The organism is Shewanella sp. HL-SH4 (assembly GCF_051164845.1).
GTDB lineage: Bacteria > Pseudomonadota > Gammaproteobacteria > Enterobacterales > Shewanellaceae > Shewanella > Shewanella glacialimarina.
The window spans coordinates 1-21250 of the sequence record NZ_CP195036.1 but is presented as its reverse complement, the minus strand read 5'-3'; the positions used below and the strand labels follow the sequence as shown (position 1 = coordinate 21250).

The following is a 21250-nucleotide window of genomic DNA, read 5'->3' as shown; positions in this document are numbered from 1 at the left end:
CGATTTTGAGCACCTTAATCAGAAAGGTTCACTTGTTCGATAACAGTTCTGTGATGGGTTAAATAATGGGGCCAAACAAAGATTTCCAGGATAAAGAGCGAATGCAGATACCGATTGAATTGATAAAGCACGTTATAATAATGGGATTTGAAATGTTAATCTTATTGCTTTGAAGATTACGAAATATAAAGAGTAAATGTTCAACCCCCAAAGGGTATAAAAAAAAGTATGAAAGACGAGATGAAAGAAAGATTTACATATATTAATCATTTGCGGGATGTTTGAAAATAAATGGTTGAAACCTTGACTGCGGTGTTATTTTGTTGACTAGATTAACGAACCTAGTCAACGTAATATAATTAAATAGAAAGCGCTATATTCTCAATATTGCATCTTTCAGGGAGATGACTTTTTGCTATCGACAAGTCGGCACTGAATACTAATTTCAAATATGGTGATTTATCATTTACAGTGACAATCTTAGCAGTATCCTTTGATTTATTTTTTGAACTAAACATAGTAGAGGTCGAGTTATCAACTGATTGGCTCATTAAAACATCCCGCTTTGCAACACAGTGCCAGCATTCTTTTTTTATAACATTAAAATCTCTGATAAATCCGTTATCGCAATTTGAGTTTTGACACTTTTCAATAACTATTGAATGATCCATTACACGTCTAATTAAATATGCAAATCGGTTAACATCGCAAATTTTTTCAGTAATCATTTCAGGATAAAGATTTATTGCTAACGTCCACGTAGAAGCTATGTCGTTTACATCAGGTTCGCGGCAGAACTTATTATTTGCAGAGACGATAGTGTACATCTTGAACAATATATTAGAATACTTAAACCCTTTCTTGGAGTGAGTCCAAGAAACATTTGAACCGCGAGAGAAGCAAAATTCAGAATTAGATACCTTGAACCTCCTAACAAATTTAAGAGTCCCAAAAAGATGATCCTCTATACATTTTGGACTCATACCAATTGAATGTAATTTTAATGCCAAAACCTTGTTAGCTAAACTGGGTTCTGTTATTAATGTATTGTCCATTTTATATGACATATAGTTATCCTTTCATCTATACAGTTTTAAATGAATAAAGAGCATTCTCAATTGCAAGAATGCTTATTTCCCCGCCGGCATTAATTTCATCAATGCTAATTTTGGGGTTGATATTAAAAATAGGAGGCAGCTCTGATATAGATAAGAACTTATTAGAGTTTAACCAGTTACTTGCCAATCGACTTAAAATATTCCTATCTATATTCAACATTAGAGAAGCAAAACCTACATCAGATACAGCTAAATCACCTATTGAAAACAATAAACCTGATTGGGCTGATAATACATTTTTTAATAAAGGTTCAGTTTCTTCTCTTAAACACTTTGTTAAATTAGTAGACTCATCATTTGATAGAAACGGTCGTGAAGTTTCAAGTGTATCTACCCACTTAGAAAAGAAACATTCAGCTGGTTGAGACCATGAAATTGATTCCCTTTGGATCGGAGATAAAATCCAAAAATTGAGATCTTCGAGAATGGATTCAAACTCACCTTCAGTTCTAGATAATATGAATGATAGGGTGTCATCGCCCATGTTAAATGCTGATTTACATGCGTATGGATACTTATATGCGAGACGATATGATGCTAGCAAAAACTTCTTTTGACTCTCTAGCATTAATGAATAGTAACTCTTACCATTATCTATCATAACAACCTCAAACTTTACAAAGCGACAGTAAAAAAGCAGGTTAACGAGTAATTCTAAAAACCGAAAGCATGCTACACCCGCTGATATGTGTTTACAACAAATAAGTTTAAATTCATCAGTTTTTTAACGATAAGTTACAGAATTGGGATAATCGTCTCTAATTTCACATCGCAATGAACACTAGGCAAAGTTAGATGTTTCATTTTTGATTCCTTGCATAAATGGTTTACAACATATGTCGGTATCGCTGATAAACCGCGGATTTTTAGACGATTTTTTTTTACAACATATGTAAGTAAATCCATATTTCCTCTATAACCACAAAGATTTTCTTTCCTCGCGTAGTTGTAAAGCCGGGATTGTTTACAACAGATAGTTATGTAATAAAAAATCCCTTTATACCGTTTTTAATTTCCTCTTGGTTTGTGCTGTCCTTTTTCTCATCATCAAAATTAAGGTGTTCAAAATCGACACGCTATTTTGTTTTTTTCTCGGTTATACATGATTTAATCGTCTAAATGTTCAGTTCAAGGGAGTTCAGACCAATGGACAGCGGTAGTAGCCAGAGTCATAGCCAAACTAAAATTGAGATGATCGATGAGCAGATCAAGCAACTGGTTTTGACTAAGGATAAATATCAATCAGAAGCAGCTTTAATGGTTGACTCTTACTGGGATGAATGGAAAGAAGAAAATAAGAGAATTCATTCTATGCGTCAAAACATAGGGGATAAGGATTATGTCCATACGGGCAGGTTGGCTCCTCGTGTTTATTCACCTCCAAACACACACCGGGTTTATATAGAGTGGTGGGATTTCAGAAAACACGCATTACGCATAAAAATTAAATCCTTTGGTGTAAGAATTAAACCTACCAAGAAAGGTTATACGTGGTCATGCGTATCTAAACATGCTAACGCCTGGGAAAAGAAATTTTTCATAAAATATGAAACTCCATTTAAGCGCATAAGGGAATCAACCAATCTAATCTGCGATAACATTAACACTTTGAATAAAGTTAAACGTATCCACTTAAAACATATAGCAAAGTTAAATGAGTCAATTAACATAAAAACCAATGAGGAATATACTAATGGCTAAATCACCAGCGAAAAACGTTAAAGAAAATATTGTACGCCGTAAAACTGGCGTGGTTAGAATTACATTTAAATCGGAAGCTACCTATCTTTATATGCGTAGCAATCAAGGTGGCATCTTAAATAATGCAATGTATAGAATGGCCGAATTATTTAAGTTAACGTCCACATCATATAATAAAGTATTACTTAACCAAATCAAAGATTGGTTTGAAAAAGAGATCATTTTACCCGCTACAACTGAACTTGAAAATTTAAATAACCAGCTAAAACATCTTCAGGAAGAAGTTGATAGTGGTTTGGAATTTATTAATGTGAAAAATCCAAATATGACGCTAGAGTTTGATGTTATTCATAAGAGTCATGGTGAAATATTCAATGTTATCAGAAAAATTGATTTCTTAATGGACGATATCGAAACTCTTTTATTAACCGGTGTAGATGACGATGAAAATATAGAAGATTCAAGCCGCAGCCAAATGAATCTTATTCTAAACAGTATATCCAGAAAAATATTTGCAGTAACTAAACCTGGTAAGAGAGATGGTGGGCCATTCAATTCTTTGTATTTTGTTCAACAATTAAAATTAGGAGTTTTCTCTCTTTATCCAGATGATAAAGAAACAGAAGAAGTTCCTGGAAGTAAACCTGCAACAGAAATCAACTCGGTTAATAAAAGTCTGAATAAAAAAATTGACGTTGAACAAACTGAAAATGAATTAGCTGAGGCTGTATAATGCTTAGGTTGAAGATGTGGTCTCAAACTTTTTTAAATAATATCCTGGAGATTGTTGGAAACGGAAAAAACAAGAGCCATATCGAATCAGTTAGGGTAGATGAGGCAAAGTTAGATGCATTGCTTCACTATCCAATAAAACCCTCATCTATTCCATTGGTGAGTATTGAATCTTTATATCTTAGACATAAAGATAAAATACGAACTATTGAAAGAGATATTCCATTAGTTAAGTTTGGGAGTAAATTTAATACAACTGAGCTGGTGGAAGATGTAATTAAAAATTATATTGCTTACTGTCATTTACTGCCAGCGTCAGAGATGGATCATCACAGGTATATTGGTGGGTTATTAGAGCACTCGCTTGATGTATCTATTAGGTCGTTGCAATCAGCAATGGGGGCAACTCTAGATGATGAGCGTGAAATAGATATAGATCAAAAAAGAAAACCTCGATACGAATATGCAGCTTGGTTGTGCGGCTTGCTTCATGATGCAGGAAAAATCATATCAAATATGACAGTTCACGATCCTCGCTCAGAACAACCATGGCAACCGTTAAACAGTAACTTGTTCGATTGGGCCAATAAGTTTGGTGTGAATGAATATACCGTTTCACATGTGAAAAATCGTGTGCACAACGAACATGAAACTAACTCTATTCATTTTCTAGGATTTGTTATCAACGATACGGCAAAAGAATATTTGATTGGTGACGGTGACGGTCGTGATGATCTCTATTCCAAAATAACCCAGACCTTAATCGGTTATCACACAAATAAAGGTTATCTATATAACGCTGTAAGAAAAGCAGATGGCGCATCAACCTATAATGATTATGCAAGGGTTTGGATGCATGATTCTCACAGAGATAAATCCATGGTTAGCGCTGTGGTTGATGTAATGCGAACCCTCTACTTCGACTGGTCAGTGAATAAACCTAACTCAGAGGTCTTCATACTGAAAGGTGAGATTTATCTTGAAATGACAAAACCTTTTAAAGCAGTTATAGCCAAATGCAGAGATTTAAAAATACCTGTACCAAGTTCCCCTAAGACTTTAATCGAGATTTTGATAGACAAGCGAATTATTGACAAAGTATCTGACAAATCAACATTTGGAAACCTGTATGTTGGAGATTTTACAGAGCAGGACATACATCAATTTAATAGCGATAAAAGTGGCCCAATTGCAAGTACAAGCCCAAAGGCTGTGGTAAAGATTGTTTGGCAAAATTTTGTCATCGGTGACAACCCTATTCCAGATGATGCAGTAGGTGCTTTACGCTATAACACACATAAATCAGAAAACACACACACTCTTTTTAGTAAAAACACATCTAAAATTGTTTATCCAATTGATGCTGAGACGAAAGAACCCATGCCCGGTAATGAGTTATCAATCGACACGACAAAAATAAATGTCGAAGCCCCTGTCGAAAATTATCCTACGATTGACACGAACAAAGAAATGCCTGCACCAACAAAAATGAAAGTTGGAAAGAAGGTATCACCTAAAGATGATGCTGAATCCAATACCACAATCCCGTTGAAGGGAAAATCGGCAGCTATTGTTAAAAAGGATAAGCAGAGCACTTCACCGAAGAAATCCAAGAAAGCGAAAACCAAAGAAGTTGTTGGTAATGGGCATCAACAAAGTACTGATGATAAATCAATGACAACAATGGTGGATGTCGAAAAACCTGTATTCATTGCTGATGAGCTAAAACCAAGTTGGGTTGGAAAACGTGTTATCAAGAAAGTTGATGAAATCCTCTTTGAATTAAGCACTTCTAAAAATTCAGATGTGGTTCAGGTAATTGAGGACCATGTGGTGATCTTATTGGATTACATTGCAACCTCATGCGAACAAACTCCTAAGGATGTTATTAAAGAGGCTGAATACTTAGGTTTAATAACAATAAATAAAAAGTTACCAAAAAAAGCAGAATTTAACGGTATTCAGCAAAAGATTGTGGTGCTGAGTGAGCCGGTGGCCAGCGAATTTACATATCTTTTGGAATTGATGCCAAAACCTTTTGTCGATACGGAAGTTGAGCTACCACAACCAAAACAAGCTGTAGCAGAAGCAGAAGATGAATCAGCTTCCCTATCGATTAATATAAGTATGGAAAGAGAACAGGGCGAAATTGTTAATCCTAATTACATAGGTGAGCATTCAATCTGCAGTAGTAATAATGAAATCAATCATAAATTACCGGTGGAAAGTGGAGCAGCGACTGTAACAATCGAGATTTTTATCGACGCTCTAAAGAAAGATTTTCCAGATATAACAATGATGAATCTCCGCCCCTACCTGAAGCAATTAAAGAAAAAGCCTTTTTTGCATGAAGATGGTGTGATGTATATCACATCAAGTCAAGTTGAGGTTGATGAAATCAAATACAAAATTCAACAGGGAATAACAGAAAATGAATAACAGAAGTGCGTTGACGCATAGCGAAACGTTATTTAGGCCGTTGTTGGAGTTAAATAGCGCATATGTTTATATAGGTGCAGGTATATCAACTGGTGTTATAGCGGGTGTCGATGCAATTAATGGCGCAAGTTTGGCTACACCCGCATTAATAGCAGGAGGATTAATTGGTGTAGGGTTAATCAAGTTGATCAATTCATACCCAATGATGAAGCGCCAACTTGGATTGTATGTAAATAAGTTGGAGTTCATTGATATAGAGGTAGTTCGTTTTTTGAATCGCTGGAAGGATAACAGCGACGTGAAAAATTTCGATCTCAAAGACAGAAGAGAAATTTATATTGGGAACGGTTTTGAGTGGGAGCCAGAACACGCCCAGCGCGCATATCAAATTATGGATATGTCATCGAATCTAAAAGAGATGGAAGTCCCATTTGCACTAAAACCATATATCAACAAATACAAAAAAAACACTAAATCTATGGGAGGTAAAACATGGATTCATGCAATCGGTAATGAAGATCGTCAAATGGTTAATGAAGAGACATTTTGGGGGCATTCATTTATTACTGGAGCTGTGGGTTCGGGAAAAACAACTTTGCTGAGAATGTTGGGTACAGGGTTTCTACACCTTGGCAATTCTTTAGTAGTAATAGATCCAAAGGACGACAAACAGTTAAAGAATGGAATAATTTCCGAAATGAAGGCACTAGGTATCGAGCATAAATTTTATGAATTTTGCCCAGCTAGACCGAGCGAATCATGTTCTATCGATATTCTAAAAAACTTTGCTACACCAGCTGAAATACCTACTCGTATAGCAAGCCTATTAAAGTCTGGAAAATCAGGCTCAGATACCTTCATTGACTTTGGTTGGCAAACCATCAGTCAAGTCACCGATGGCATGATTTATTGTCATGAGGCACCCAAGTTAACTGAAATATACCGCTACATGCGTACTGGTAAGGCAGAGTTATTACAAAAAGTGCTGTCAGTTTTTTATGAGCGTAAATTTGGCAAAAATTGGCGCGATGAAGAGCTGCCTAAAATGACTGATATGGGGGAAACTCCCGTTGAAGGAATGGTTGCGTATTACGCTGCAAGGATACCAAGCTCAGAAAAAATTGCTGCTGTTGATGACGTTATTCAGTTCGTCACACACAACCATGAACATGCTCAAAAAATGTTGGCGAGTGTTTTCCCATTATTCAAAGTGTTATGTACGAATCCATTAGATAAATTGCTTTCACCAAACCGCGACACAGATGATGTAAATAAAATTATCGATATAAAGCGCGTCATAATGGACGGCGGCGTCCTTTATTGTGCTCTTAACTCATTAAACGATCCAAAGACTGCTGGGCAGTTAGCTAAGTTATTACTTGCCGATATATCGTCGTGCCTGGGTGATAGATACAACTACGGTGATGGCAAAGAGCGTCGGGTGTCAATTTTGGTTGATGAAGTGCACGCAGCGGTAGCTGGTAACGATGCATTACTCAATAACTTAGCGCAAGGCCGAGCCGCGTTAGCTCAGTTCATTTTAGCAACACAATCCATCCCAGATTTGGTTGACATGACTGACCAGGCAACTGCAGAGAGATATTTAGCGCTTTGTAATAATTTCTTTTCGATGAAAGTTACTGACAAAACAACTCAAGAGTATGTATCTGCTCAATTTAATCAAACTAATATTCAAACAGTCGGAGTTCAATATTCTATCCAATCGGCCACGGGTCAGGCATTGACTGAGTTTAGTGGTGGTTATAAAGAAAATATAACTAAATCAAGAGAGGATATGTTCCCTCCTCACCTACTAGCTGACTTGCCAAAGTTGCAATATGTTGCACGGCTTGCAAACGGTCAAAAATTAAAATGCAAATTACCGATAATACAAGGGAGTTAATAATGCAACTTCAACCGTATAGCTACCAGCCAATAAACCTTCCAATGATCCACGAAGGTGTAGCCTCAATCATACAGAAACTAAATGAATTAGTAGGTGGTCAGCACTACATAACCAAAAATAACATTTCATTTTTAAACTGCGCGATTTTAAAAGCAGATTTAGCCTGGGGTGATGATGAAAATGAGCACAGCGAAGATAAGTTTAGACGTTTTTGTTTATCTATTTTAAGTGATTTAAGTGATCTAACTAATTATTGTGTTACTTACAAACTGAAATCGAACGAAGTCGTTCACTGGGACTGCGTAGCTCAAACTTTACCCGAATTTATCGCTGAACAAATGCAAACAGCTACTTTTAGAAAAAACAGCTGTAAGTGTTTTGAGGTCAGTTCTCGATGTTCATGCTTTCAAATTAAGTATGTTGAACGTCAATCGTTCATTGAAGATAGATGTGTAGGTTTTTTATTGTGTCATCACATTTTTAATCGTCGCTGGCTAAATATAATCGGCCTACCTTTGCCTGGGCGCGAAAGAATCTACTCCCTCAAATCCCAAAATACTATTGTGTAGGTGAACCATGTCAGAACTATTGCACGAGCATGGGCTGAGTAAATTGTTCAGTTTGTTATTGCTGATATTGTCAATGTCATTAGCTGTAATTCTTATAATTGTCCCAAGCGCGAGTTTCCAAAGAGAAGTTGAAAGTGAAGTAAAATCACTTGCACTGCTTGTTGATTTACCACAATGGATGGAGGTCACTAACAAAGTCACTATGCGCTATTCTGAACACTATATTCAAAGTGGTATTCAAGATGGTGTTTCAGATGCATTACTTCCAAAAAGTAGCTACAAAATTAAAGAAATTGTCGCCAAGTACAAGGGTGACTTTATTCTTAGCCGAGTAGTCAACAACCTACATATTCTCGCATATCAAATGACATACCGAATTACCATATTAGGATTCTGGGTGTTCTTGCTTCTGCCTTATTTTATCGCCGTCATACATGATGGATATATCGAGCGCAGAATAAAAATGTATGAACCTAAGCAAATATCAATAAAGGGCTCACGCATTTGGACACGTTCAATAGTCTACATCATCATATTAGTATTCAGCTACCTTGTTATCCCGAACTTCATGGGTGTCACAGTTGCAGCTTGGTTTCCATTGATAATGTTAATGGCCACAGGTTATGCAATAAAGAAAACAATCTCAAATTACATGAAGGTCGCATAAAAATGGATATTAAATCTGAACAATCATTAGTAAAAGTCGCAAGTGAGCATTTAAAGGTTTACAAACGCACAGCCTACGGAAAATTAACGTTTATCGGCTTGATATTTGTGATAGCAACCGCGACAAACATTATCAATTTCACAGGAGCAGATTGGGGCGAAAAGAAGCATATAGCGAAGATATTGCTCGAAGGCGAAATAGGCTCGAATCACGACACTGGTTCGGGTTATTCCGTGGCAGATCATATATTAACAGCAATCAACAACAAAGACTCGTTAGCTATTGTGCTTGAAGTTGATAGTGGTGGAGGTTCACCAACGGACTCGCAGATAATCGAAAATGTAATAACACAATATAAGCATTTGGCTGATTTGAATAATCAAGCGTTACAACGAATCTCAAATGCACTCACCTCGCCTCAATTAATGTTTGCGGATGATGTTATACGTAAAGCAGCTTTAGAAGCGCCGAACAAAGATGCGCAATTTTTGACTTTTTTAGCTGACTTGCCTAGGAAACCTATCATCGCAGTCGTATCGAAGTTGTGTGCTAGCGCCTGTATACAAGCTGTCATTCACGCAGATATCATCGTGGCTCAAAAGGCGTCTCTTGTTGGTAATGTTGGTGTAAGAATGGACTCTTTAAATTGGTCTGAGTTAGCCACAAAGCTGGGTGTAAAAAATACTGTGGTCACGTCCGGCATACATAAAGACATGTTATCCCCTTGGACCGATGTAAACGATGAACAATTATCAATAGCAAAACAAATGTTGGTAACACCGGTGTTTGAGCAATTTAAGTCCACAGTTATAAGCGCAAGGGGCGACAAACTAAAAATGGATTTGAATTTGCTATTTTCAGGATTAGTTTGGTCAGGCTTAGAATCGCGTGAAGTTGGGCTCGTTGACATTAATTCAGACAGACTCCAAGTTCAAAAGAGCTTGGAAGCTCTGACTACGGTTAAATACAAACCTTATTCTCAAGCGCACTTTGGTATCAGGCAATTTCTTACATCTGCATTCGGTTGGTTAGATTTAAATTGAGCAAGATAACGCAGAAATCTGAGTATATTTCTTGAATATGCAAATTAAGGTAAAAAACCTTTTTAAGTTGCCGAATTAACGTTTCGAAATCGATAACCTTAATTTAATTATTCACGCTTTAAAGCGGGTAAATTAGGTATAGAGATTAACCCACTATTTAAATCTACAAATAGATTAAAGGAAGAAAATTATGAATACAGCTCTAACTATGCCTCAAGTGGCAAACCCAAATATCATCTCAAACAAGAAAGTTGCCGGTGTAGTTTTAGTCGCGTCTTTCTTATTTGCATTACTTTTTAGTATGGATACGATTGCGGGTTCGGGTGGTGCAGCTTTTACGACAATTTGGACTGAAATTAGTGGTTGGGCTGACGGCGTTCCGGGAAAAATTATTACCCTGCTTGCTTTCTTCGCAGCCCTCTTCAATGTTCTCAAGCAAAACTACTACATGGCGATTGGTGCATTTATTGGCGGCATGTTGTTAAGCCAGTCGGTTACAATCATTAACGTATTCCTCACTGCAACAATCTAAAAATTCCAATTTTTTAATGTATTGCTAAATAGCCTATTTATAATAGTTAACACCCTTTCTATCCCTTTGCTTGCCTTGCCGCCTCTTTCCCTCGAGGCGGTTTTGTATCTCCAAATAAACAAGATAACCTCACTTCATCAAAAAAATTGCTTTTTAATTAAGGTGTCTAAAATCGACACGCTATTTTGACAAAAGCCGATTTAATAGTGCCAGAATGAGCCAACGATTTAACTGAGGCTATAAATATGGCAATGACATACCGAATTCCGAAGAAAGTGAATGAGTCATTATTGATACTCTTTTTTACTCTTGAGCAGTTTATACCTATCGCTATTGCGGTGATGCTTGGCTACACCTTTAAAGCAGCTATGGAGTCAATGATATTCGCAATCATGTACTTCAAAATAACATCGTATTTCGCTCAAAATCATCCAAGAGGATATGTCGAACATACCTTATGGTATTACGGAATTATGCGAGTAAAACTTGGATTTAAAACACCTGATCCGATGAAAAAGGAGTTCATTAGATGAGTAAATTGCTTAGCAGCGTCCATGACATCAAGGTTTCATTAACGGAAGCAATTTCAGTTCGTAACGTAACATTGCTATCTAATATCCTTCTCAGTGTTGCATTGTTAATATTTGCATTGAAGTTCCTCAATTTTGAGCCTGGGGCGATCGCCTTGCCGAATGCGCCCTTAACAGAACCTATTGAAGTACGCGGCAGTTGGGCTAATTCTTCATTCAAAGAGGGGCATGCTATCGCATTTTCTGAGTTAATAGGCAATATCAGTAATACCAATATTAAGTTTGTAAAACAACGCTTCTTAGCAAGTGCTACACCCTACTTACGAGATCAATTTGAAGAAGAGATTGAGCGTCAAGTTAGCATTATCAACGCACGTAAGTTGAAGCAACGTTTTGTCATTGAAGACCTACATTTTGATGAGTTTCAGGACATTGTTTGGATCTGGGGTACCAGGGAAATCACCCTTCCAAACCAACCTGTGCTGAAAAAGACTTGGACATACGAATGGCGCATAGGTGTCAGTGGTGGTATGCCAAAAATCTCATATTTTCAACAATACCCAGGTAAACCCAATACTCGTCAGCGTGTAGTTCCAGCGGCAGACACTATTCCAGAGTTAACAGATGAAATGCGGCTTGGTTTAGTTGAATCAGGCTCAGAAGTTAAGGAAAATAAAGATGCAAACTAATATTAAATTATCAGCTATAACAATCGGATTACTATCGACATTGGCTTTGAATGTTTATGCTAATAACGAACCTTATTTTGAAGCATCGCCTTCAGATCCAGTTAATGAGTTTGTTTTGCCCGTTAATACGTCTAATCAAAGATTATCTTCAGAAATGATAGACACAAAACCTAACGAAAATAATCCTGTTCAATTTATCTTTGACCAACTCAAGTCGGCTGTTCCCGAAGGTGAAGGACAATCGACATTAAATTATGATCAATTCGGGCGACCAATAAATACCTCAACAACACCTACAAGTAATCAATCTGAGTTTAGTAATACATTACAAGCAAGCTATAAGCCTGTGCAAGACTATGAATTAGCCCCAGGCGATAATATTGCCGTAGCAGTGGCTGCGGGTTTAATGAATCGCATTAAGACTAATTTTCAAATGGTAGCAGTAAGAACGTCCGATGAGGAATCAATCATTGAAGCATCTGACGGTTATATTTACATAACGATTAATAGCTTGAGCCCGGTAGGTTTAATGATTTATGAAGAGGGCCTGCCAGAGACAGCTATATCATTAGTTTTGCAACCAGATAACTCTCCACCGGCAATGGTCAACGTCAATGTTGCGCTAACACCTTCGCAATATTATCAGGCCACAGAAAGAAAGCGAGAGCGCGACCGCCTAGAAAAAATTGAGCAGGCAAACCTACTTGGTGAAACTGAACACTCAGCATCGAGTTACATTGAGCGCATCAAAGAGATGCTGACACCGATAGCTCAAAGTGGCATCCCCAAAGGTTTTACTGAAACGGTAGAAATACCTGCATCAGTGACTAAACCTTGTTCAGTGGCCATCAAACAAAAGACAGCACAACGTTATGTTGGTTCGCGTGAATATATTGATGTAGTCGTAATGTATAACCACACCGTCTATGACTATCAAATAAAAGAAGAACAATGCCTAAGTCGTGATGCCCTTGCTGTGGCGCTGGTGGACCAAAGTATTTTGCCTCCAGGCTTTTCAACTGAAGTTTATATTGTCAGAGACAAACTCTACAAAGAGAAACAAGAAAAAAATAATCGTAGACGTCAGTTTAGCGCGGCTGAACTTGGTTTAACGCAAGGAGAATAACGATGTCAGTAATTGCATCATGTAAGGAGTTTTGGGCAGATCCCAAAAAACGTCAAATCATTGTGTGGGCTGTTATTCTCGCAGCGATGTACTTCCTATTACCCTTGTTTTTTACCAAAAGTGAAAAGCCCACCAATTTGGTTAAGCAAACCGGTGGCACTGAGCTGTTCTCAGTTGAAGAGGTCACTCAAATGGAAGAAAAAAAGAGCAAGGAGTTATTCAGTCAACTTGCTGCTGATGCACAAAATCGTGAGCTGGCAGCTAAAGCACAAGAAGATAGAACCGCAAATAGAGAGAAAAAAATGGAAATGGAATTGGCTAAGATGCGCCAAGACCTAAGTGAACAAAAGCGAATGTTTGCTCAAATCCAATCGGCCCTTGAAAGCAATAAAAATGTAACCCCAACAGATCAACCAACAATAGATGGCACTGGTAATGTTATTAGAACAGGTCCAAGCGCAAATGTGATGCAAACAGTTGAGAAACCACAAACGCAAGTTATCACGCGTCAACCATTAGTAAGCGGTAAGGTGTTACGAACAGTCACACAAGGCAAAGTACGCTCAGTAAAAGAAACTGGCACCATTGAAGAGTCGGATACACACATCGTCTCGGTGAGTGAAAACACCCAAAGTGTTAATAATAAATCAGAAGCCAAAGCAGCGGATGCAACCTCAGCAGAAAAGAAAGTTGAAGAGTTATCTACGTGGTTATCTGCAGGTTCCATCATCACCGGCACAACCATCAACGGTATCGATGCGCCAACTTCGGGCGGTCAACAACAAAAGATGCCAATGCCTGTATTAGTGAGAATTAAGCATGAAGCTATTATGCCTAACAATTACTCACTTGATATTCGGGAATGTTTCATCATCGGTAGTGCTATTGGCGATTTAGCTACAGAGCGTGCATTTGTGCGAGCTGAAACACTGAGTTGTATAACAGAAGCAGACGAAGCTATTGAAGTCTCTTTAAACGCCTATGCTGTTGGTCGCGATGGTAAGAATGGCATAGGTGGACAATTAGTGACGAAAGCGGGTGATCTGATGGGTAATGCGATGGCGGCAGGCTTTTTGTCAGGGATATCTCAAGCAGCTGCACCAACAAGCATAAATGTGTTAAGCACAAATCCAGGTGAGGAATCGATGTTCCAGAAACAAAACATGAGTGCATTGGCCGAATCTGCTGCATTGAATGGTGCCAGTACATCCTTTGACATGATTGCAAAATACTATTTAGAGCTCGTAGATGCATCGTGGCCAGTAGTAGAAGTGCTTGGTGGACGTGAAGTTGATTTCATTGTGCAAAAAGGCGTTAAACTCAAATTAGGATAAGTAAAATGAGTGAAGAAAAAGTATATAGCACATTAAGAGTAATGTTGGTGTTACTGTGTGTGGTGGTTATCTCATCACTTGTTACACGGTACCACATCCAAAGTATCCAAGAGAAAGTAGATTATTTAGGTGCAAATAAAATCAATGTTCAAATGCTTGATCAAGATGCAATGCTGGGGTTGTTTTCAAAGGAGGGCTATAACATTCAAACTCAGTATGAATATCTTGATTTACTCAAAATATTGTTAAAAGAAAACAACATTATTTTACTAGAACCTACTGCGATTAAGTTTTCTGAAAATGTTGTTACGCTAGCAGTTCACCCAATAGATACATTGCGACAAGCTGTGGCTGACTTAGGTATAGAAAATCCGCGTATCGCAAATGCTGATAAATACGCCCAGAGAGAAGTAAATCAACTTATTGTCGTGGAATCATTACTCAATAATGTCATGCCAAATCTTAGGGATTAATTCAACCTACAAAGCTTAACCATAGTAATTATTGTGGTTAGGCTTTTCTATAGGGCTTTAGATAGTTGCAGTAAAATAAGACAGTCTCTTTGAATGATTGTGTTATCTGCACATCCACCAATTATTTTTAACTGTTGACTAACATGATGTTTAATTGCGAATTTAACTTGCTTGTTTTTATTAGCAATTACAAATCTACGAAACCGTGACAGGGTTAAAAAATATTTTTTTACTAACTCGAGTTTAGCTACACTTATTTTTTTTTCGGGTGACAATTCTTCTACGCACAACATAAAAACATCTCCTCTTTACCCTCCCATTTTACCAAATAATTATTTAATGCAAATCAATTAAGGTGCTCAAAATCGACACGCTAATTTGTTTATTTTGATTTTTAACGTGCAATCATACGTTCAATTCAAATAAAGGATCGTAGCGATGAACTCAAAGTTAAAATTACTCAGTGTAGCTATGCTAGCCGTTTCAAGTTTTTCAACGTTAGCTGCGGCCATGACTCAAGATGCCATTAAAGTTAAATTTGAGTCATTGCTTCCATTCAACGTTACAGAAATAAAACAGGCGCCGATAGAAGGTTTTTTTCAAGTTGAAACTGAGAAAGGTATTTTCTACGCATCGAATGATGGAAAAAAAATATTCTCAGGTTCTTTACACAAATTTGAAGAAGGTTTGTTGAATCTTACAGCTCTTAGACAACAAGAGTTAACAACAAAACAACTAGATGACCTGCAAGATGAGTTGATTGTGTACGAAGCCCCAAATGAAAAATATTTTGTGACTGTATTTACCGATCCAACTTGCGGTTATTGCCGCAAGCTGCATCACGAAATGAAAGAGTACAACGACTTAGGTATTACCATCGCCTATGCCGCCTACCCTCGCGGTGGTGTTAACTCGCAAATGAGTACCACATTAAACAACATCTGGTGCTCTAGTGATCAGTTAGATGCCATGAACAAGGCGAAAGATGATCAATACATACCTACCGTGAAATGTCAGTCTCCAGTAGAGAAAATGTACAACTTAGGTAGCGCGATGGGCATCAATGGAACACCTGCCCTCTTTTTGCCTAATGGCGAATTAGTACCAGGCTATCAGCCACCTAAGCAATTACTAATGACATTGGAGAACCAAGGATAATGAAAGTCACGCTAACACAATTAGCGGTTTCCATTTCGATACTTTTGGCCACGTCTACGCTGTCGGCCAAAGGCATTGATTTGGAAGAAGCAGCCAAAATTAAGCAAAACGAATCAGATATCGAACAAGGTTTCTCATCTGAAGTAAAGCGAATGATGTCAGAGCTTGGCGACATAGAAGTTGTTCGAATGATGCCAATTAAGCAAGTTATGTTGATACAACTAAAAGATAAACCTCCTATGTTCATCTCATCCAACGGTCGCTTCTTAATAGACGGTAATATAAAAGATCTTTGGAACTTAACCGATGTTAAAACTGCTCAACAAGCAGATGATACTTGGTTGTTGAACCTTGATAATTTTGGTGATGGCACATTGATGTCAAAATTAGCCGTCATACCATATGGTAATCCATCTATTCCTAAACAAGCTCGTGTATTTGTCTCACCTACAGCAACAGAATCACAAACGTTCGTTAAAAATCTTGATATTTCAAAAGTGAATGTTGACCTAGTGATTTTTCCACATGAAAAAGGAGCTATTACACCATCAATGAAAACATGGTGTGGTTACTCAACGATGGACAGTATTCAAGCGCTTATAACTGGTGAAACAGATGACGTAGACCAGCGGGAGTGTAATGAAGATGATTTGAAAAAGGTCATGACACCAATGTTAATGGCGTCATATCTCGACATTGATAAAGTCCCCTACTTAGTCCGAAGTGACGGAAGAAGGTCATCAGGCGTTCCAAAAGATCCAATGTCATGGCTTGAGAATAAACCTAAAGTTCAACCATCAACTGACACAATTGAAACTTCATCAAACAATAATTCTAGTAAGGGAGCGCAGTCTAAATGAAAAAATTAGCCGTTGCGATTTCAATCACGTTAAGCACGCTTTCAATCTCTGGGTGCAGTATGTTGCAGGTTGGTGAAGCTGAATTTTCATGCCCAAACCAAGGCAGAGGTGCGGCATGTTCTTCTGCTCGTCAAATTCATGAGCTAACAAATAATCGAGATAATTTAGAAGGTCTCAACATTACCAATGGGCAAGTAACAGGTCACGTAGACAGTAATGGTGAAGTGCATGAAATAGACGAAGCATCAAATCCAACGAGTCATTCTAAAGTAGAAACAAGAAGCATACTAGATACAGCCCCACGTCCCTCAGAAGATTATTCATTAGTAGAGGACGAGTCATCTGAAAGTGCAACGAACACTATCGTTAAACATGAAGTTGACAATGGTAGAGCCATCAATGGTGTATATCAGCCAATCGATACTAAGCGATATGACGCATTACCCGAGGCTCAAAGTGTACCTGAACCACAAAATAGAACCTTTGGCGCAGTACAAGGTATGAATAATGAGCATGGAAAACTCATGGTCCATAAGCAAGCACCAATGGCGCTGGCTCCGGAACCATTAGCGGTACTTCAGCAACCTAAAACAATGCGAATTCTTGTAGCATCATGGACTGACGAAAGCGGTGACTTAAACATGCCAGGGTTCGTGTATGTCGAAGTTGAACCTAAAAAATGGTTAGTAGGCGAACAAGCTAATAAGCGCCCAGGAAGAATTGTTCCTTTGCAAATCCAGCAAAAATCACAAGAGGAAGAAAAGCGCCAAAGTAAATCAAAATCGGGCTATAGCAGTTTAGGTATTACGGAAAGGTAGGTAAACAATGGGTATTTTTTCCAGTTATTTTCAGAAGCTTAAAAAGCTTACGGCCTACGAGCAAACAGAGCAGCTTTTCGGTTTTTCAGCATTCCAAGATGGCTATTATCTTATCGAAGGTGGTGGTATGGCAGTGGTGTTTTGCTGTCAGCCTACGCCCGGTTGTAATGAGGAATTAAAAAATACCTATGACGCTATCTTTAATAAAGAGTACCCAGCTGATACGTGTATACAAACTCAGCTAGTCGCCATTCCAGATATTAGTTATTTCTCTAAGTGTTACGAAACCACACGCGGTAATCGCATGATGGGTAATGACAATGAACTTACCACATCGATGGCGGAAGAACTCATCAATGATTTGGAAGGAAAAGTATTTAAGGATATGCATAACGGCTCACGTCTACGTGATTTTGAGTTTTGGTTTACTATTCGTATACCTACTGCAGAGTTGATCCCCACTGACAAAGAAATTAAACGATTTAGAGAGTTAATACTCGACTTACAAGAGTCGTTAACCGGTGTTAACCATCATCCAAGAATGCTTGAGCCTGACGCGTTGCTCTGGCGTTTGCAAAGTCTTTTTAATTCATCAAAAGATGCTAACTGGCGTGATATGAATGCCAAGCCAAATGTATCTCTATCATTTAACGAACAGATTATAGAAAAAGGTAACACTCTTAATTTTACGCCGAATGGTGTGGTAACGGGTAAGCCTAAATCTGTTGATGCTGTGGGTAATGTTGAATTTGAAGTAGATAATCAAACGCACATAAAAATACTATCACTTGAGTCGATGCCAAGTGAAATTGCATATGGACAAATGTACGACATGATTGGAGATTGGCGAAGTGGCACATTTGCTCACGGCGATCCATATATGATTTCTACTTTGATGCACTACCCTGAGCAAAGTAAGGCAAAAAGTGAATTGTCAGCAGGGCGTAAATGGTTGCTGGGTCAAGCTAAAGGTAAAATTTTAGAATACTTCCAAGGTCTTGCGCAGCAAAAATATGACTATGACCAAATGTGGAAAGAAGTAGATGAAAACGGCGCCCAAATAGTTAATTCAGGTACCCATATTATTGTCTTTTCATCGAATGAACTTTCTAGTGACAGAAGCGTTGCCAAAATGAAGCGCTACTTTGATAGTAAGAGAATTTCATTTGCAAGAGAGTCAGTTTTAACTGGACCACTTTTACTACAAAACATTCCTTGCATGATGGACAGTGGTTACGCCAATTTCAGTCGTCACTCAATTTACTCGTCTGAAGCCATGGTATTTCTCACACCACACATGTGTACCTGGAAAGGAAACACTAATCTACCTATTGTGCCTCTTGTAACCCGTTCTGGTCAGGTGTTCTTTTGGGATTTGTTCAAAACCGATGGTGGTTTTAACTTCCTGTTATCAGCTGCTACCGGTTCAGGTAAGTCCGTTCTCATGAATTATATCATTAACTGCTATTTAAACAGTGGCGTGAAAACAGGCGGTTCGCTTAAACGAAAATCCCACGAAAAAAATTATCAGATTGAAGAATACGATGATGGTGCTCAAGTATTCCTATTTGACTCAGGTCGCTCTTATCAAAACCTAGCGGAAATGTTCGAAGACAGTCAGTTTATTTGTTTTGATGAGACTTTTAAATATTCACTGAATCCTTTTTCAACGGTAACCAACTGGTCAGGAGAAGATGCTCAGGGCCCTCAAATAGCAACAATGCTAAAGGCTATGGCCGCACCAAAAGACGGATTAACTGAGGTACAACGCGCAGAAATGATGACGTTGTTAACAGACATGTGGAATGACTTAGGCCAGAAGTCAACCATCACTGAGTTCGTTAATCGTTGTAATGCACATGAAGAACAATACATGCGCGACTTGGGCAAGCAATTGAAGATCTTTGCCGAGGGTGGTGTTTATGGACACTTCTTTACCGACAAAAAACCGCCTGTTGATTACAACGGTCGCTTGATTGTTATTGAGACTGAAGATTTAGAAACTGACTTACATTTACAGCTGGTGGTTATCCTTGGGATGATCACTCAAATCCAGCAAAAAATCTTCCAAGGTGGTACTTCTCGTAAAAGTTTATTCTTACTGGAAGAAGCTTGGCAATGGCTAACTGCATCAAGTGAAGGTGACAAAGCTGCTCTAGTTGGGTTCGTAGGTGAGTTTCTACAATCCGCGTTTCGTAAATTCCGTAAGACACGTTCGTCTGGTGGCGTTATCACGCAGTCACTTCTTGACTGTACCTTAAATCCAGTGGGCAAATCTATTTTAGCTAACACCGATTGGAAAATATTTTTGGGTCAAGATCCATCAACCGTCGATACCATAAAAAACACCAAGGCATTTACTGCATCTGATCACCAATTCGAACAAATGAAGTCTGTTAAAACAGTAAAAGGTAGTTATTCAGAGTTGATGATATTTCTTCGTGGTATGTCTGAAATTTGTCGCTTGGAACTGGAACCTGAAACGCTAATGATATTCTCAACAGATCCAGATGACCGGGAGTTGATGAAAAAATATCGTGGTTTTGGCCATGGAGTTAAGGAAGCTGCCAGGCTGTCAGTATTAGAAAAGCGCGGGCTTTAGATGAGGTATCCTCCCCAAAAATACATTATTTTGTGGTAAATCGATACGCAAAATTGTGCTTATACTCGAAGCTATACTAATAAGCAATCATAAATAACAGCTAAATCAGTGACTTATAATCATTGATTTTGTTGTTATTAAAATTATCACTTTGATATTTAAGTAATCAATTTATGGCAACGAAAAGAAAAGATCATAAATCTGTGGTAATTACATAATTAATCGTGGGACAAAAAATGCGACCTCATTCAATCTGAAGGGTTTATATTAATAATAAACAATGGGTTATATTCAATATGTGCTTTTGGTAATAAGATTAATCAATCAGTATGAGCATCTTGGATTCAAGAAAAGATCACTATTTTGTGGTAAATAATTCAACGCGCTAATTTACTTTTACAAGAAATAATATAATTTCTAAAAAAAACAATACCTTAACTATATATGCAAGAGGTACGCTTCTGCATGTCAATATCTGAGGGTTTAACAATTAATGTGATACAGACATTACGAAACAGTCAATCGCGTTTATGATTGTAAGGTTCTGTTTTTTATATTAATAAATCAGCAGCCTAATTTATTTAATTCTTATAAGTCAATGTTAATGCCACAAAATCATGTATCGAATTACCACAAAATCATGTATCGATTCACCACAAAATAATGATCCTTTAAATTTAATTAGATAAATTCGTTATGGCAGTTCCTAGTGGCTTCTGCTTTCTCGCTTAATGGATTGATATTGTAGATATATTTACTTGTTGGTTTGATTTATTAATAATTAATGACATTGATTTACCACAAAACAATGTACCTATTTACCACAAAATAATGTATCGATTTGCCACAAAATAATGATCCCTTAAGTTTAAATAGATAAATTCATTGTGGCAGCTCCAAGTAGCTTCTGATAACTAGATTAAGGCGTTGATAATATTAGTATATTTATTTAT

The 21250-nt window shown here is 37.7% G+C and carries 19 protein-coding genes; 17 read left to right on the top strand and 2 right to left on the bottom strand.

Features of this window, described 5'->3' with window-relative positions; translation table 11 throughout:
- Window positions 1–359: 359 nt before the first annotated feature.
- Both ACRWQL_RS00095 and ACRWQL_RS00090 read right to left on the bottom strand, forming a co-directional pair.
- Complete coding sequence (locus ACRWQL_RS00095) at window positions 360–1067, bottom strand: hypothetical protein (protein WP_434949715.1); 708 nt, start codon at window positions 1065–1067, stop codon at window positions 360–362.
- A 16-nt stretch (window positions 1068–1083) separates the two neighbouring features.
- The gene (locus ACRWQL_RS00090) at window positions 1084–1719 is read right to left on the bottom strand and encodes a hypothetical protein (protein WP_434949713.1); all 636 of its coding nucleotides are present in this window, start codon (window positions 1717–1719) and stop codon (window positions 1084–1086) included.
- Between the two features lie 545 nt (window positions 1720–2264).
- On the opposite strand from ACRWQL_RS00090, the gene mobI reads away from it, so the two are divergent.
- The 17 genes from mobI to ACRWQL_RS00005 all read left to right on the top strand — a co-directional run bounded on the left by mobI (window position 2265) and on the right by ACRWQL_RS00005 (window position 20297).
- Window positions 2265–2819 (top strand): conjugative transfer protein MobI(A/C), encoded by a 555-nt coding sequence (gene mobI, locus ACRWQL_RS00085; RefSeq protein ID WP_432363707.1) that lies wholly within the window; start codon window positions 2265–2267, stop codon window positions 2817–2819.
- The gene (locus ACRWQL_RS00080) at window positions 2812–3552 is read left to right on the top strand and encodes a hypothetical protein (protein ID WP_432363705.1); all 741 of its coding nucleotides are present in this window, start codon (window positions 2812–2814) and stop codon (window positions 3550–3552) included. The genes mobI and ACRWQL_RS00080 overlap by 8 nt, the downstream gene beginning before the upstream one ends.
- A gap of 14 nt (window positions 3553–3566) precedes the next feature.
- Entirely contained in the window at window positions 3567–5990 is a 2424-nt protein-coding gene (gene mobH / locus ACRWQL_RS00075) for a MobH family relaxase (protein WP_434949711.1), read from the top strand.
- Window positions 5983–7893 carry a conjugative transfer system coupling protein TraD gene (gene traD / locus ACRWQL_RS00070; RefSeq protein WP_434949709.1) on the top strand — a complete coding sequence of 637 codons (1911 nt, stop codon included), beginning with the start codon at window positions 5983–5985 and terminating at the stop codon, window positions 7891–7893. Before mobH ends, traD begins: the two co-directional genes overlap by 8 nt.
- A 2-nt stretch (window positions 7894–7895) precedes the next feature.
- A complete protein-coding gene (locus ACRWQL_RS00065; protein WP_432363699.1) occupies window positions 7896–8465 on the top strand; it encodes a hypothetical protein in 570 nt (189 codons plus the stop codon).
- Window positions 8466–8472: 7 nt separating this feature from the next.
- Entirely contained in the window at window positions 8473–9132 is a 660-nt protein-coding gene (locus ACRWQL_RS00060; protein WP_434949708.1) for a DUF4400 domain-containing protein, read from the top strand.
- A gap of 2 nt (window positions 9133–9134) precedes the next feature.
- Window positions 9135–10175, top strand: coding sequence for a S49 family peptidase (locus ACRWQL_RS00055; RefSeq protein WP_432363695.1), 1041 nt, complete (start codon window positions 9135–9137; stop codon window positions 10173–10175).
- A gap of 190 nt (window positions 10176–10365) precedes the next feature.
- The gene (locus ACRWQL_RS00050; protein WP_432363693.1) at window positions 10366–10707 is read left to right on the top strand and encodes a hypothetical protein; all 342 of its coding nucleotides are present in this window, start codon (window positions 10366–10368) and stop codon (window positions 10705–10707) included.
- 245 nt (window positions 10708–10952) lie between these two features.
- Window positions 10953–11240 carry a type IV conjugative transfer system protein TraL gene (gene traL / locus ACRWQL_RS00045; protein WP_432363691.1) on the top strand — a complete coding sequence of 96 codons (288 nt, stop codon included), beginning with the start codon at window positions 10953–10955 and terminating at the stop codon, window positions 11238–11240.
- Entirely contained in the window at window positions 11237–11926 is a 690-nt protein-coding gene (locus ACRWQL_RS00040; protein WP_432363689.1) for a TraE/TraK family type IV conjugative transfer system protein, read from the top strand. Before traL ends, ACRWQL_RS00040 begins: the two co-directional genes overlap by 4 nt.
- On the top strand, window positions 11916–13052 hold the full coding sequence (locus tag ACRWQL_RS00035) for a hypothetical protein (RefSeq protein WP_434949705.1): 1137 nt from the start codon (window positions 11916–11918) through the stop codon (window positions 13050–13052). The genes ACRWQL_RS00040 and ACRWQL_RS00035 overlap by 11 nt, the downstream gene beginning before the upstream one ends.
- Window positions 13053–13054: 2 nt before the next feature.
- Window positions 13055–14386 (top strand): TraB/VirB10 family protein, encoded by a 1332-nt coding sequence (locus tag ACRWQL_RS00030; RefSeq protein ID WP_432363685.1) that lies wholly within the window; start codon window positions 13055–13057, stop codon window positions 14384–14386.
- A 5-nt stretch (window positions 14387–14391) separates the two neighbouring features.
- Window positions 14392–14859, top strand: coding sequence for a hypothetical protein (locus ACRWQL_RS00025; protein WP_432363683.1), 468 nt, complete (start codon window positions 14392–14394; stop codon window positions 14857–14859).
- Between the two features lie 438 nt (window positions 14860–15297).
- Window positions 15298–16017 carry a bifunctional protein-disulfide isomerase/oxidoreductase DsbC gene (gene dsbC, locus ACRWQL_RS00020; RefSeq protein ID WP_432363681.1) on the top strand — a complete coding sequence of 240 codons (720 nt, stop codon included), beginning with the start codon at window positions 15298–15300 and terminating at the stop codon, window positions 16015–16017.
- A complete protein-coding gene (locus tag ACRWQL_RS00015; RefSeq protein WP_432363679.1) occupies window positions 16017–16877 on the top strand; it encodes a hypothetical protein in 861 nt (286 codons plus the stop codon). Before dsbC ends, ACRWQL_RS00015 begins: the two co-directional genes overlap by 1 nt.
- A complete protein-coding gene (locus ACRWQL_RS00010; protein ID WP_432363677.1) occupies window positions 16874–17695 on the top strand; it encodes a TraV family lipoprotein in 822 nt (273 codons plus the stop codon). The genes ACRWQL_RS00015 and ACRWQL_RS00010 overlap by 4 nt, the downstream gene beginning before the upstream one ends.
- Window positions 17696–17702: 7 nt before the next feature.
- On the top strand, window positions 17703–20297 hold the full coding sequence (locus ACRWQL_RS00005) for a TraC family protein (protein ID WP_434949701.1): 2595 nt from the start codon (window positions 17703–17705) through the stop codon (window positions 20295–20297).
- Window positions 20298–21250 lie beyond the last annotated feature (953 nt).

Excerpts from the sequence above, each read along its gene's own strand:
- ACRWQL_RS00095 (WP_434949715.1), bottom strand. The coding sequence starts at position 1,067 with ATGTCATATAAAATGGACAATACATTAATAACAGAACCCAGTTTAGCT.
- ACRWQL_RS00090 (WP_434949713.1), bottom strand. The coding sequence starts at position 1,719 with ATGATAGATAATGGTAAGAGTTACTATTCATTAATGCTAGAGAGTCAA.
- mobI (WP_432363707.1), top strand. The coding sequence starts at position 2,265 with ATGGACAGCGGTAGTAGCCAGAGTCATAGCCAAACTAAAATTGAGATG.
- ACRWQL_RS00080 (WP_432363705.1), top strand. The coding sequence starts at position 2,812 with ATGGCTAAATCACCAGCGAAAAACGTTAAAGAAAATATTGTACGCCGT.
- mobH (WP_434949711.1), top strand. The coding sequence starts at position 3,567 with ATGTGGTCTCAAACTTTTTTAAATAATATCCTGGAGATTGTTGGAAAC.
- traD (WP_434949709.1), top strand. The coding sequence starts at position 5,983 with ATGAATAACAGAAGTGCGTTGACGCATAGCGAAACGTTATTTAGGCCG.
- ACRWQL_RS00065 (WP_432363699.1), top strand. The coding sequence starts at position 7,896 with ATGCAACTTCAACCGTATAGCTACCAGCCAATAAACCTTCCAATGATC.
- ACRWQL_RS00060 (WP_434949708.1), top strand. The coding sequence starts at position 8,473 with ATGTCAGAACTATTGCACGAGCATGGGCTGAGTAAATTGTTCAGTTTG.
- ACRWQL_RS00055 (WP_432363695.1), top strand. The coding sequence starts at position 9,135 with ATGGATATTAAATCTGAACAATCATTAGTAAAAGTCGCAAGTGAGCAT.
- ACRWQL_RS00050 (WP_432363693.1), top strand. The coding sequence starts at position 10,366 with ATGAATACAGCTCTAACTATGCCTCAAGTGGCAAACCCAAATATCATC.
- traL (WP_432363691.1), top strand. The coding sequence starts at position 10,953 with ATGGCAATGACATACCGAATTCCGAAGAAAGTGAATGAGTCATTATTG.
- ACRWQL_RS00040 (WP_432363689.1), top strand. The coding sequence starts at position 11,237 with ATGAGTAAATTGCTTAGCAGCGTCCATGACATCAAGGTTTCATTAACG.
- ACRWQL_RS00035 (WP_434949705.1), top strand. The coding sequence starts at position 11,916 with ATGCAAACTAATATTAAATTATCAGCTATAACAATCGGATTACTATCG.
- ACRWQL_RS00030 (WP_432363685.1), top strand. The coding sequence starts at position 13,055 with ATGTCAGTAATTGCATCATGTAAGGAGTTTTGGGCAGATCCCAAAAAA.
- ACRWQL_RS00025 (WP_432363683.1), top strand. The coding sequence starts at position 14,392 with ATGAGTGAAGAAAAAGTATATAGCACATTAAGAGTAATGTTGGTGTTA.
- dsbC (WP_432363681.1), top strand. The coding sequence starts at position 15,298 with ATGAACTCAAAGTTAAAATTACTCAGTGTAGCTATGCTAGCCGTTTCA.
- ACRWQL_RS00015 (WP_432363679.1), top strand. The coding sequence starts at position 16,017 with ATGAAAGTCACGCTAACACAATTAGCGGTTTCCATTTCGATACTTTTG.
- ACRWQL_RS00010 (WP_432363677.1), top strand. The coding sequence starts at position 16,874 with ATGAAAAAATTAGCCGTTGCGATTTCAATCACGTTAAGCACGCTTTCA.
- ACRWQL_RS00005 (WP_434949701.1), top strand. The coding sequence starts at position 17,703 with ATGGGTATTTTTTCCAGTTATTTTCAGAAGCTTAAAAAGCTTACGGCC.